Origin of the sequence: Roseibium sediminicola (genome assembly GCF_023156505.1) — a bacterium.
GTDB classification, from domain to species: domain Bacteria; phylum Pseudomonadota; class Alphaproteobacteria; order Rhizobiales; family Stappiaceae; genus Roseibium; species Roseibium sediminicola.
On the sequence record NZ_JALNMJ010000008.1, the window covers coordinates 95,459 to 108,130 of the forward strand.

The 12,672-nt window shown below is 61.1% G+C and carries 12 protein-coding genes; 5 read left to right on the forward strand and 7 right to left on the reverse strand.

The features are described from left to right. The first annotated feature begins 85 nt into the window (after nucleotides 1-85). On the forward strand, nucleotides 86-757 hold the full coding sequence (locus tag M0H32_RS13170; protein WP_248154666.1) for a pseudouridine synthase: 672 nt from the start codon (nucleotides 86-88) through the stop codon (nucleotides 755-757). Here M0H32_RS13170 and M0H32_RS13175 read toward each other — a convergent pair whose 3' ends face one another. Together M0H32_RS13175 and rpsU are read right to left on the reverse strand one after the other, a co-directional pair. Continuing rightward, complete coding sequence (locus M0H32_RS13175; protein ID WP_248154668.1) at nucleotides 758-1,573, reverse strand: tetratricopeptide repeat protein; 816 nt, start codon at nucleotides 1,571-1,573, stop codon at nucleotides 758-760. A 209-nt stretch (nucleotides 1,574-1,782) separates the two neighbouring features. Next, complete coding sequence (rpsU, locus tag M0H32_RS13180; protein ID WP_008188883.1) at nucleotides 1,783-2,010, reverse strand: 30S ribosomal protein S21; 228 nt, start codon at nucleotides 2,008-2,010, stop codon at nucleotides 1,783-1,785. A 395-nt stretch (nucleotides 2,011-2,405) separates the two neighbouring features. Here rpsU and M0H32_RS13185 point away from each other — a divergent pair, with 395 nt between their 5' ends. Then, on the forward strand, nucleotides 2,406-3,803 hold the full coding sequence (locus M0H32_RS13185; RefSeq protein WP_248154670.1) for an MATE family efflux transporter: 1,398 nt from the start codon (nucleotides 2,406-2,408) through the stop codon (nucleotides 3,801-3,803). 4 nt (nucleotides 3,804-3,807) lie between these two features. Here the strand turns inward: M0H32_RS13185 and M0H32_RS13190 are convergent, their stop codons facing one another. From M0H32_RS13190 to M0H32_RS13200, 3 genes are all read right to left on the reverse strand, one after another. Beyond that, nucleotides 3,808-4,902, reverse strand: coding sequence for a 5-(carboxyamino)imidazole ribonucleotide synthase (locus M0H32_RS13190; protein ID WP_248154672.1), 1,095 nt, complete (start codon nucleotides 4,900-4,902; stop codon nucleotides 3,808-3,810). Nucleotides 4,903-4,938: 36 nt separating this feature from the next. After that, nucleotides 4,939-5,430: a 5-(carboxyamino)imidazole ribonucleotide mutase gene (gene purE, locus M0H32_RS13195; protein WP_248154674.1), complete on the reverse strand. Its 492-nt coding sequence runs from the start codon at nucleotides 5,428-5,430 to the stop codon at nucleotides 4,939-4,941. A gap of 131 nt (nucleotides 5,431-5,561) precedes the next feature. Beyond that, on the reverse strand, nucleotides 5,562-5,768 hold the full coding sequence (locus M0H32_RS13200; RefSeq protein WP_248154676.1) for a YdcH family protein: 207 nt from the start codon (nucleotides 5,766-5,768) through the stop codon (nucleotides 5,562-5,564). 620 nt (nucleotides 5,769-6,388) lie between these two features. On the opposite strand from M0H32_RS13200, the gene M0H32_RS13205 reads away from it, so the two are divergent. Next, nucleotides 6,389-6,568, forward strand: coding sequence for a YdcH family protein (locus M0H32_RS13205; RefSeq protein ID WP_248154678.1), 180 nt, complete (start codon nucleotides 6,389-6,391; stop codon nucleotides 6,566-6,568). Between the two features lie 282 nt (nucleotides 6,569-6,850). Here the strand turns inward: M0H32_RS13205 and M0H32_RS13210 are convergent, their stop codons facing one another. Both M0H32_RS13210 and M0H32_RS13215 read right to left on the reverse strand, forming a co-directional pair. Then, the gene (locus M0H32_RS13210; protein WP_248154680.1) at nucleotides 6,851-8,491 is read right to left on the reverse strand and encodes an acyl-CoA synthetase; all 1,641 of its coding nucleotides are present in this window, start codon (nucleotides 8,489-8,491) and stop codon (nucleotides 6,851-6,853) included. A gap of 82 nt (nucleotides 8,492-8,573) precedes the next feature. Further along, nucleotides 8,574-9,338 carry a sulfite exporter TauE/SafE family protein gene (locus M0H32_RS13215; protein ID WP_248154682.1) on the reverse strand — a complete coding sequence of 255 codons (765 nt, stop codon included), beginning with the start codon at nucleotides 9,336-9,338 and terminating at the stop codon, nucleotides 8,574-8,576. A 450-nt stretch (nucleotides 9,339-9,788) separates the two neighbouring features. On the opposite strand from M0H32_RS13215, the gene M0H32_RS13220 reads away from it, so the two are divergent. Both M0H32_RS13220 and M0H32_RS13225 read left to right on the forward strand, forming a co-directional pair. After that, nucleotides 9,789-11,696: a propionyl-CoA synthetase gene (locus M0H32_RS13220; RefSeq protein ID WP_248154684.1), complete on the forward strand. Its 1,908-nt coding sequence runs from the start codon at nucleotides 9,789-9,791 to the stop codon at nucleotides 11,694-11,696. Between the two features lie 135 nt (nucleotides 11,697-11,831). Further along, nucleotides 11,832-12,623, forward strand: coding sequence for an SDR family NAD(P)-dependent oxidoreductase (locus M0H32_RS13225; protein WP_248154686.1), 792 nt, complete (start codon nucleotides 11,832-11,834; stop codon nucleotides 12,621-12,623). Nucleotides 12,624-12,672 lie beyond the last annotated feature (49 nt).

Sequence of the window (12,672 nt, forward strand, 5' to 3'; positions counted from 1 at the left end):
TGGTCAGAGAATTCCCGTCAAAGGGATGAGGCGCGGTCCTGGCCGCGCCTTTTGTTTTGTCGGGGGCAAGTTTAGAAACAGCGTTATGAACCAGCCTGCGCCCAGCGAATTCCTCTACGCGCCGCCGCTAGTACCCTATCTCCAGGTTCTGCATGCGGATGACGACCTTCTGGTGCTGGACAAGCCCAGCGGTCTGCTGAGCGTTCCCGGCAAGGCGGCGGAGCATTCGGACTGTATTGAAAGCCGCGCGCAGAAGCGGTTTCCAGCGGCGCGGATCGTGCACCGGCTCGACATGGACACGTCCGGCGTCATGGTTCTGGCCATGAACCCGGCTGCCCACCGCCATCTTGGCCTGCAATTCGAGCGCCGCAAGACGCAAAAGACATATGTCGCGAATATCTGGGGCAGCCCCGTGCAGGACGCCGGAGAGGTTGACCTGCCGCTGATCTGCGACTGGCCAAACCGGCCAAAACAGATGGTCAGCCACGCATTCGGCAAACCGGCACTGACGCGCTGGCAGGTGATCGAGCGCGGAGACCGTATCACCCGGGTCCGGCTGTATCCGCATACCGGGCGCTCGCATCAGCTCCGGGTGCACATGCTGGCGATTGGACATCCGATTGTGGGAGATCGTTTCTATGCCACCGGAGAGGCGCTCGCGGCATCGGACCGGCTGGCACTACATGCGGAAAGCCTGGAACTGCATCATCCGCTTGGGGGAGAGCGAGTCCGCTTTCAGGCAGGCTGCCCGTTCTGATCAGCCTCGGCCGAGGCGGCCGAGGCCGTCGCGGGCCACCTGGTTGGAATTGTCCAGGGTGATCGCACGGGTGTAGTTGCGGCGCGCGTCGGTGGCCTTGCCGAGCTTCTCGAGCGCCACGCCGCGATTGGCCCAGGCGACGGAGCTTTCGCGGTCCAGGTTCACGGCCATGGACAGATCTGAGAATGCCGCATTCGGATCGTTGACTGCCAGATAGGAAATGCCGCGGGCAATGTAGGGCGCGCTGGCCTTCGGGTTGAGGCCGATGGCGGTGGCGAAATCCTCGATTGCGCGCTGGTCCTGGTTCTGGGCCTGGTAGATCAGGCCGCGATTGTAGAAGGCGCGGGCATCGGAGCTGTCACGGGCGATGACCGAATTGAAATCGGCGAGGGCGGCGCTGTAATTGCCCTGCTGGCGATAGATGTTGCCGCGGCCGACATAGGCGACGTCATAGTCCGGCTTGATGTTGATCGCGCGGGTATAGTCGGCGATGGCCTCCTGAGTCCGGCCCATCCGGCGGTAGACCAGCGCCCGGTTGGCGTAGGTCTGGTAGGACTGCGGGTTGAGCTGCAGCGCGCGATTGAAATCCTCGACGGCATTGTCGAGCTTGCCTGCCTGGCCGTAAGCGATGCCGCGCGTGCTATAGGCGTTGGCATCCGACGGATTTGCCTCGATCACCGCACTCAATGAGGCGATGTTCGTCGATGACCCAGCGGAGGTATTGACCGGAACATCGTTATAGACGCCCGCTGTGTTACAGGCAGCCAGAAGGGTAGCCAGGCTGAACAAGGTGGCGTGAGGCAGAAATTTGCGCATGCGGCACAGACGATCTCTTACAACAGTCAAGCGATTGGACATGCCGTTCATCTGCCTCCAATTGGGCGGTAATGTGGCCTTGTTCGAGCGTTCGCGCCCTTAGCTGAGCCTTCTCGGCCAAACGCCAAAAGCCGACCGGGATGTCGGTCGGCCTCAGGGCATTCTTGTCGAGAGTGGCGGCCCAAGCCGCCGGGCACACTCAAGCCGGATTAGCGGCGAGCGGATTTGCCCGGGAGAAGACCTTCGCGCTGTGCCCGCTTGCGAGCCAGCTTGCGCGCACGGCGAATGGCTTCAGCCTTTTCGCGTGCCTTCTTTTCAGACGGTTTTTCAAAGTGACCGCGAAGTTTCATTTCACGGAAGATGCCTTCGCGCTGCATCTTTTTCTTCAGCGCCTTCAGCGCTTGATCGACATTATTGTCGCGAACCAGAACCTGCACGCGTTTTTTCCCGTTTTCGATGCGCCGCGGAGGATCCGCAGCCAGAATGGACTTTGATTTAAGCGAGGTCTGGCCAACGATCCGTGCGACTGCTCCCCAAGACACGCAGTCAACACTCACCGAAACTCTCGATGTACCGTGCGTTCACATGTGTACAGGAACCTAATCGCCGCTGACGCGTCGCTCACTATTGGCGGGCTTAATACCAGAGCATTTTTGATGTGTCCACAGTCATTCGCGAAGAATTCGGACTCTTTGCGCCAGAATCTGCCGTCAGGGCGCCAGCGAAAACGGAGTGGACTTCAACGTTTATCACCTTTAGTGGTGGGTGTCCCACCCCGGCCGTAAAAATTTAAAAGAAATGCCGGGTCTCGCCCACATTGCTGGAGGAAACGATGGCGCAGTCCGCGTCAAGGGTGTCCGATTCGGACAAGGGCGCTTCGCTGTGGCGGAGCGACATCCTGCCGACCCTGGCACTCGGCCTGCCGCTTGCCGGTGCGCAACTGGCGCAGATGGCGATCAACACCACCGACGTCCTGATGATTGGACGCCTGGGCGCGGAAGAGCTGGCGGCGTCCGTGCTGGCCTTCAATTTCTACATGCTCTTGTGGTTCTTCGGTATGGGCGTGCTGCAGGCGGTGATCCCGCTTGCGGCCAGGGCACGCGGACAGCGCAAGCCGCGCGACCTGCGCCGTGCGGTCCGCATGGGCTTCTGGGTGTCCGTCCTGTTCTGTCTCCCGGTCTGGATCGTTCTGCTGTTCATCGAACCGATTCTGGTGGCCCTTGGTCAGGAACCCAAGCTCGCGGAACTCGCGGGCGTCTACATGCTCTTTCTGCAATGGACGATGCTGCCAGCGCTGTTGATCATGGCGGTGCGCGGCTTTCTGACTGTCATGGAGCGGACGCAGGTGGTTCTGCTGGCGACGATCGCCGGGGCCATTGTCAATGCGATCCTGGACTACCTGTTGATCTTCGGCGAGTTCGGCTTTCCGAGGCTCGAGCTGGTAGGTGCGGGCATCGCCTCGGTGTTCAGCGCGGCGACCACATGCCTGTTCCTGTTCGCCTATGCGCTGCTGCATCCCAAGCTCCGGCGCTATAATATTCTCGGGCGGATTTGGCGCTCGGACTGGCCGGTCTTCTTCCAGATCGTTCGCATGGGGACGCCGATCGCACTGACCATCATCGCGGAAGGGTCGCTGTTCACCGCCTCCGCGATCATGATCGGCTGGCTCGGCACCCTGCCGCTTGCCGGTCACGGCATCGCCCTGCAGATCGCCTCGATCACTTTCATGGTGCCGGTTGGCCTTTCGGTGGCCGCCATGACCCGGGTCAGCCTGGCCGCTGGACGGGGAGATCATGCCGGTGTCGGCCGCGCGGGCTGGACCTCACTCGTTGTGACCGTCCTTTTCATGGGGTCATTTGCCGTCTTGTTCTGGACCATTCCGGAAACCCTTATCGGCTTCTACCTCGACCTTGACGATCCGCAGGCGCAGGAGGTCCTCAGCTACGGGGTCTCGTTCCTGCTGGTCGCGGCGCTGTTCCAGCTGGCCGATGGCGGCCAGATCATCGGCGTCAACAATCTGCGCGGTCTTGGCGATACCACCATCCCGCTGTTCTACGCGCTGTTCGGCTATTGGGTGGTCGGCATCAGCCTGTCGCTCGGCCTCGGCTTCCTGGCCGGGTGGGGCGGTGTCGGCGTCTGGTGCGGTCTGGCGGGCGGCCTTGCGTCCGTCGCCGTGCTCGCCAATTTGCGCTTTGCCAGACGCGAAAAACTCGGACTGGTGACCGGCTGATTGCTCAGCCGGCCTTTGGCGAAATCCGGTTGACATGACCCATCTTGCGGCCGGAGCGGATTTCCGCCTTGCCGTAAAGATGCAGCCGGGCGTTGGCCTCGTTCAGAACCCGCTCCCAGCAATTGGTGTCTTCGCCGATCAGGTTTTCCATGACGGCGTCGGAATGCCGCTCCGCCGAACCGAGCGGCCAGCCCGCAACCGCGCGGATGTGCTGGTCGAACTGCGAGCAGAGGCAGGCATCCTGGGTCCAGTGACCGGAATTGTGCACGCGCGGGGCAATCTCGTTGACCAAAAGCCGTTCGCCGTCTCCGTCGCGCACCAGGAACATCTCGACACCCATCACACCGACATAATCGAGACCGGTGACGATCTGTTCCGCCATGGCGCGGGCGGCCGAGGCCGTCGATTCGGAGACACCAGCCGGGACGGTCGAGGTTTTCAGGATGTGGTTTTCATGGTGGTTGCGGGCAAGGTCGTAGCAGGCGGTGCGGCCGTCGACATCCCGGGCAACGATCACCGAGACCTCGCAGTCAAAGGCGATCAGCTGTTCCAGCACCGCCGGCACGGCGCCCAGCTTGTCGAAAGCGCCTTCTGCGTCGCCCGCGGCGCGGATCATCTGCTGACCCTTGCCGTCATACCCGAAGCGGCGGGTCTTCAGGACGCCCTTGCCGCCAAGACGCTCCAGCGCGGCGTCAAGATCGGCCTGGCTGTTGATGTCCGCAAAACCGGCGATGGCGACGCCTGCGCTCGAGAGGAACTGTTTTTCCGACAGGCGGTCCTGGGAAACTTCCAGGGCACGCACACCCGGCCGCACCGGCACCCTGGCGTCGAGATGCGCCGCTGTCGGGCCGGGAACGTTCTCGAATTCGTAGGTGACCACAGAGACCGCGCCGGCAAACAGGTCGAGCGCGTCCGTGTCCTCGTAAGGCGCGACGGTAAAGGTGTCGCTGACGTCAAAAGCGGGGCTTGCCGGGTCCGGGCAGAAAATGTGGGTCTTGAGGCCGAGGCTGGCGGCCGATTGGGCCAGCATGCGGCCGAGCTGGCCGCCGCCGAGAATGCCGATTGTGTCGCCTGGGCGCAGACGGGTCTTTTCGCTCATCGTGGGCAATCCTGTTCCTGCCGGGTCTGTCCGGCCTCAATCGGAGTCGCTTGGCGTATCGGCAACCGCGGCGGTGCGTTCGGCGCGGTAGCTGTCCAGCGCCGTGGCAACAGCTTCATCGGTCAGGCCGAGCACGGCAGCCGCCAGCAGCGCGGCATTGGTGGCCCCCGCCTTGCCGATGGCAAGTGTTCCAACCGGAATGCCGGCCGGCATCTGCACGATCGACAGGAGGCTGTCCTCGCCGGAGAGGGCCCGGCTTTCCACCGGCACGCCAAAAACCGGCAGCGGGGTCAGCGCCGCCGTCATGCCCGGCAGGTGAGCTGCGCCACCGGCACCTGCGATGATGATCTTGAAACCCTCTGCCTTCGCGCTTTTTGCAAAGTCGTACATGCGGTCCGGCGTGCGGTGGGCGGAGACAATGCGCGCCTCGTAGCTGACGCCCAGCTGATCGAGCGTGTCGGCCGCGTGTTTCATAGTCGGCCAGTCGGACTGACTGCCCATGATGATTGCGACATCCGCTTGTGCCATTTCGCGCTCCAATTTCCCGCCGGCTCAGAAGAGCCGCGGAGTATAGGCAGCAAGCCGCACATCGCAAGCGCGAATCGCCGGAAAACAGCCGCTTTTTGAATTGGCTTGGAATCTTTTCGGCAAAGATCCCGTCAGGCGATGATGTCCGGAAACAACTGGTCTTCAAGAACCGAGATCCGGTCCTTGATCATCAGCTTCTTTTTCTTAAGCCGCTGCAACTGCAAAGCATCGTGGTTCGATGTCGCCGCCAGCGCTTCGACGGCGACGTCAAGATCCCTGTGCTCCTGACGAAGCTGCGCCAGCTCCATCCGCAATGCTTCACTGTCCTGTTGCGCCATGCATGTCCCCCAAAACGGACTTCGGGTCAGGACTTATCAATTTGAGTGAAATGGCGCAACAAACGGCGACGAGTTGCAAGGAAAAGCGCGAAAAGCGGGCTTCATGCCCGGTTGAGCGGTTTGACGCAGCAAATCAAAGCCGTTTTTGCGTCCCTCCAGGATAGGGTGAATTTGCCCGGCAACATCGTTGCAAAACTTTGGAAACCGAAAGGTTTCCTGCAGCTTTGCGCCTCGTATCCGAACAAATTCATCCCTACCATTTCATTCAAATTGATAAGTCCTGACCCTGAGTCCTAATCCATTTTGCCGATGCCGGGCAAGATAGCATCTTTGGCAAGCCCGATGTCGGCTTTCACCCGCATGGGCGGTTTGAAGGCCGGATAAGCGGTTCAGAAAAAGTCCGGCTTGGAAAACTTGTGAACTGGCAAATCTTTCAAGGGGATTTTTCGTGAGTTTAGAACTGGTTAATTCCGGGCGCTTTTTCAGGGTTTCCTAAGGATATCGGCGAGAATGCGTTATTTGACGGCGAAACGCTTCAGGTATGCGGATTCAACAATCGACAAGGCCGGATTTTCTGTGGCACGATGAAAATGTTGAGCCAACAGACAGGAGGTTTTTCCATGTCAATGCAGTCGCATCTCGCAGAACTCGAGCGCCGTCATCAGGAAATGGAACGCAAGATCGAAGACGCTCAGTTGCATCCGAGTACTGACTCCCTGAAATTGGCTGACATGAAACGACAAAAACTGAAGATCAAGGACGAGATCGAGCGAATACGCCAGGATGTAACACTCCACTGACGCTTGAACCCGTGAATTCGAAACGCCGCGCTCAGCGCGGCGTTTTTGTTTTATTGAGGGGCAGAGGTTTTGAACGGTTGGCCGGATTTCTTCCAATGCCGGCAGACCCAAGTCGAAAACCTGTCAACACTCTCATCGTCATCCCGAGGAGGACCGTCAGGTCCGTCTCGAAGGATGGGCCACGAGGACCGGAACAAGTTGCGGATCCTTCGAGACGCCGCTGACGCGGCTCCTCAGGATGACGCTTAAGGTTTCAGCGAAGGCCGAGCCAAGTCTCTTCCCTTAAAGCGCCTTGGCCTGTTCGCGGAGCTCGAATTTCTGGATCTTGCCGGTCGAGGTCTTGGGCAGCTCGCGGAAAACAACGGTCTTGGGAGCCTTGAAACTGGCCAGATGCTCACGGCAGAAGGCGATCAGGTCGGCTTCGCTCACCGTCGAACCGGATTTCATTTCCACGAAGGCGCATGGGGTTTCGCCCCATTTTTCGTCCGGCCGCGCGACCACGGCCGCCGCCGTCACGTCGGGATGTTTGTAAAGAACCTCCTCGACCTCGATCGAGGAAATGTTTTCGCCGCCCGAGATGATGATGTCCTTGGACCGGTCCTTCAATTGGATATAGCCGTCCGGGTGCAGGACGCCGAGGTCGCCGGAATGGAACCAGCCGCCCTTGAAGGCCTTGTCGGTAGCCTCCGGGTTCTTGAGGTAGCCCTTCATGACCACGTTGCCTCGGAACATGACTTCGCCAAGGGTCTCGCCATCGGCCGGCACCGGCTCGAGCGTTTCCGGGTTCAGGACGGTCAGGTCCTCCAGGGCAACGTAGCGCACACCCTGGCGGGCTTTCTTCTGGGCCTGCTGTGTGGCCGAAAGGGTGTCCCATTCCCTCTTCCAGTCATTGACGACCGCGGGGCCGTAGACTTCGGTCAATCCATAGAGGTGGGTGACGTTGAAGCCGGCGGTTTTCATGGCCGCCAGCACGCTTTCCGGCGGCGGGGCTGCGGCGGTGAAGAACTCGACCTCGCGGTCAAGGTCGCGCTTCTGGTCCGGGGCAGCGTTCAGCAGCGTCGACATGATGATCGGCGCACCGCACAGATGGGTGACGCCCTCGTCGGCAATCAGGTCCCACATGGTCTGCGGCCGCACCCAGCGCAGACACACATGGGTGCCGGCGACGAGCGACAGCGACCAGGGAAAACACCAGCCATTGCAGTGGAACATCGGCAGGGTCCACAGATAGACCGGGTGCTTGGCCATGGACGCCGTGATGACATTGGCCTGGGCCAGCAGGTAGGCGCCGCGGTGGTGATAGACGACGCCTTTCGGGTTGCCGGTCGTGCCGGAGGTGTAGTTGAGCGAGATCGCGTCCCATTCGTCTTCGGGCAGAGCCCAGGCAAATGCAGGGTCGCCGGTCTGCACGAATTCCTCGTAGTCGAGCGTGCCGAGACGCTCGCCGTCCTGCGGGAATTCCGGATCGGAATAGTCGATCACCACCGGATCGAGACTGGCGAGCGTCAAGGCCTCCTTGATCACCGGGGCAAATTCCCGGTCGGTGATCAGCACCTTGCAGTTGGCGTGGTCCAGCTGAAAGGCGATGATCGCCGCGTCGAGCCGCGTGTTCATGGAATGCAGCACCGCGCCTGCCATCGGGACACCGTAATGGGCCTCCAGCATCGGCGGCACGTTGGAGAGCATGACACTGACCGTGTCGTTCTTGCCGATTCCGAGCCTGGTCAGGGCCGAGCCGAGACGGCGCGCGCGGGCATAGAAGGTGCGGTAGTCGGTCCGCTGTTCGCCGTGCACGATCGCAATGGTTTCCGGAAAGACATCGGCCGCGCGCGCCAGAAAGCTGAGCGGGCTGAGCGCGGCGTAATTGGCCGTGGTCTTGTCGAGCCCCTGCGTGAACGGATTGGCGGCAGCGTCCATGATCATCCTCCCGGATCCTTTTCGGACATGAAAGCCGGAAACGGTCGCTGGTGCAATTCGCCTTGCGGTCAGCTTTTCGTCAAAACCGTCATGCCAGCAGTCCCATCAGCCCGTCATAGGTCAGTTTGGCGCCGATCAGTCCCATGAAGATGTAGATGATGGCGTAGAACGTTTCCGCCTTGACGACCCGAACCAGCCAGACCCCCACCAGGGTCGCCACAAGGGCAACCGGGAACAGGGTCACCGAGGTCGACAGGTTGGTGCTGTCGAACTGGCCCAGCAGGAAATAGGGCACCAGCTTGATGGCGTTCACGGCGGCGAAGAAGATGACAGCGGTGCCCGCGAACAGCATGGGCGCCAGCCGCAGCGGCAGCATATACATCTGGAATGGAGGGCCGCCTGTGTGGCTGATGAAGCTGGTGAAGCCGGCAACCGTGCCCCAGAACGTGCCCTTTGGCAGATTATGCGCTGCGGCGCTGGTGACTTTGCGCTGCTTGAAGAGGTAATCCGCGACGAAGGTCAGCGACATGACGCCGATCAGAAAAAGCACGAAGGCGTCGTTGACATAGGCAGCCGTGGCCCAGCCGATGCCGATGCCGAGAACCGCGGCGGGCAGCAGAATGCTCAGGCATTTCCAGTCGGCACGGCCGCGATAGGCAAGCAGCGCGACGATATCCATGACGATCAGGATGGGCAGCATGATGCCGGCGGCCTGAAGTGGCGAAATGACGAGCGCCATGATCGGTACGCCGAGCATGGCGAAGGTGCCGCCGAAGCCGCCCTTGGAGAGGCCGACAAAAAACACCGCCGGAATGGCGGCCGCATAAAACCAGGGATCGGCAATTGGGGTCATGGGCAGGCTGTCGTGACGGAAAACTTAGGGTCAGGACTCACTAATCTGATCGAAATGGCGCAACAAGCGGCTTCGAGTTGCAAGGAAAATCGCGAAAAGCGGGCTTCATGCCCGGTTAAGCGGTTTGACGCAGCAAATCAAAGCCGTTTTGCGTCCCTCCGGGATAGGGTGAATTTGCCCGGCAACGTCGTTGCAAATCTTGGGAAACCGGACGGTTTCCTGCAGCTTTGCGCCTCGTATCCGAACAAATTCATCCCTACCATTTTACCCAAATTAATGGGTCCTGACCCTAGAAGGGACCGGCAGACAATCACGCCAGAGGGCTTACGTAAAGTCCCGACCGTCTAATTGTCTAAACGGCTAGGCTTGCCTTTTCAGGTTCCCTTACAGCACTCTAGGCCGCAAATGCCGGGGCGCGATCCCCCGGTCGGCTGTTTGGGAGGACACATCATGGCAAGCCGGTATCACGAGGTCTATCAGGGCTGGAAAGACGACCCGCTCGGGTTCTGGAAATCGGCCGCGGGCGAGATCGACTGGGTCTCGACGACCGACAAGGTGTTCGATCCGGACCAGGGGCAATATGGCCGCTGGTTTCCCGACTGGGAATGCAACACCTGCTATAATTGTCTCGACCGGCATGTGGAACGCGGCCGTCCGGGTCAACCGGCGCTGATCTATGACAGCCCGATCACCGGCAAGACCGCCAGCTACACCTACGCGGAACTGCTGGAAGAGGTCGAGGCCTTTGCCTGTGTATTGGCCGATCAGGGCCTTCAGAAGGGCGACCGCGCCATCATCTACATGCCGATGATCCCGCAGGCGGTGATGGCCATGCTGGCCTGCGCCCGCCTCGGCGTGATCCATTCCGTCGTCTTCGGCGGTTTTGCCGCCAACGAGCTGGCGACCCGCATAGACGACGCCACGCCGAAAGCGATCATCGCTGCCTCCTGCGGTCTGGAACCGGGCCGGGTGATCGCCTACAAACCTCTGCTCGACAAGGCCATCGAACTGTCAAAGCACAAGCCGGAAAGCTGCCTGGTGTTCCAGCGGGAGGAGCTGGCCGCGGACCTTGGGCAGGCGCGCGACCACGATCTCGGCAAGCTTGTGGAAGATGCGGTTGCCGCCGGGCGCCGGATCGCGCCGGTGCCGGTCAAGGCGACCGACCCGCTCTATATTCTTTACACTTCAGGCACGACCGGCCAGCCCAAGGGCGTGGTGCGCGACAATGGCGGCCACATGGTGTCGCTGAAATGGTCGATGAAGAACCTTTACGACGTCGAGCCGGGCGAGGTGTTCTGGGCAGCCTCAGATGTCGGCTGGGTGGTCGGGCATTCCTATATCTGCTACGCGCCGCTGCTGCATGGCTGCACCACCATCGTGTTCGAGGGAAAACCGGTGGGAACGCCGGATGCCGGCACGTTCTGGCGGGTGATCTCCGACCACAACGTGGTGTCGCTCTTCACTGCGCCGACGGCCTTCCGGGCGATCCGCAAGGAAGACCCGAATGGCGAACTGATCCAGAAATACGATCTTTCCCAGTTTCGCTCCCTGTTCCTGGCCGGCGAGCGCGCCGATCCGGAAACGGTCAACTGGGCGATCGACCAGCTGCAGGTGCCGGTGATCGACCACTGGTGGCAGACGGAAACCGGCTGGTGCATCGTCGGCAATCCGCTCGGCCTCGGCGCGCTGCCGGTCAAGCCCGGCTCGCCGACCGTGCCAATGCCCGGTTATGACGTCCAGGTGCTCGACGATGCCGGCCATCCGCTCGGCCCGAACACACTTGGCAACATTGTCGTCAAGCTGCCGATGCCGCCGGGCTGCCTGCCGACGCTCTGGAACGCGGACAAGCGCTTCTTCGACGCCTATCTGGCAGAATTCCCAGGCTACTACAAAACCGCGGATGCCGGTGTGATCGACGACGACGGCTACCTGTCGATCATGGCGCGCACCGACGACATCATCAATGTCGCCGGCCACCGCCTGTCGACCGGAGGCATGGAGGAGGTGCTCGCCACCCATCCGGACGTGGCCGAATGCGCCGTGATCGGTATTGCCGACAAGCTGAAAGGCCAACTGCCCTGCGGTTTCGTGGTGCTGAAGGCCGGTGTCGAAAGATCCCACGACGACATCGAGAAGGAACTGGTGAAACTGGTGCGTGAGAAGATCGGCCCGGTGGCCGCCTTCAAGATCGCGATCACGGTGGATCGGTTGCCGAAAACACGATCCGGCAAGATCCTGCGCGGCACCATGCGCCAGATTGCGGACGGAGAAAGCTACAAGATGCCGGCAACGATCGACGATCCAGCGATTCTGGATGAAATCAGCGACGCCCTGAAATCCCACGGAATTTCGGCATAACACTCCCAGGTGACGTTGCTGGAGTCCCACAAGGGCCATCGACAGAGCCGATTTTGCCACTTATGGTCGGGCCGCCGCAGCGCGGCCCGCGCCGTTTTGCGCGGACGAGATTACTCTAGCAGCCGTGAGGTTTCCGTGTCTTTGGAGAATAAGGTCGCCATCATCACCGGCGCAGCCCGTGGAATCGGGTTTGCCGTTGCCAAGCGTTTTGTCGCCGATGGGGCAAAAGTCGTCATTGCCGATGTCGATGACGATGCCGGCGAAGCCGCCGCGGAAGATCTGAAAAGCCAGGGCGAGGCAATGTATATCCATTGCAACGTTTCCGAGCGGCTTGACGTGCGCAATCTGGTGGCGGAGACCCTCAACGCCTATGGCGACATCGACATCCTGGTCAACAATGCCGGCATCGTTGTCGGCGCCGATTTCCTCGATCTGGAAGAAGAGGATTTCGAGCGGGTCCTGTCGATCAACCTGAAGGGCGCGTTTCTGTGCGCCCAGGCGGTCGCGCGGCACATGGTCGAAAAAGTGCAGGGCGGCGGTGCGCCGGGCTGCATCATCAACATGTCTTCGGTGAATTCCGTCCTGGCGATCCCGAACCAGGTGCCTTACTGCGTTTCCAAGGGTGGCCTGACCCAGCTGACCAAGACCGCGGCTCTGTCGCTCGCTCAATACGGCATTCGCGTCAATGCCATCGGCCCGGGTTCGATCATGACGGAGATGCTGGCCTCGGTGAATTCCGATCCGGCCGCCAAGAACCGGATCATGTCGCGCACTCCGATGCTGCGCATCGGCGAGCCGTCCGAAATCGCCGGCGTCGCCGCGTTTTTGGCTTCCAGCGATGCAAGCTACGTCACCGGCCAGACCATCTTCGCCGACGGCGGCCGCATGCCGCTCAACTACACCGTCGCGGTTCCCGACGACGTTTGAGGCGAATTAGCGCTTTTGGTCAAGCGTGCGCCTGGATCCTTTGCCGGTT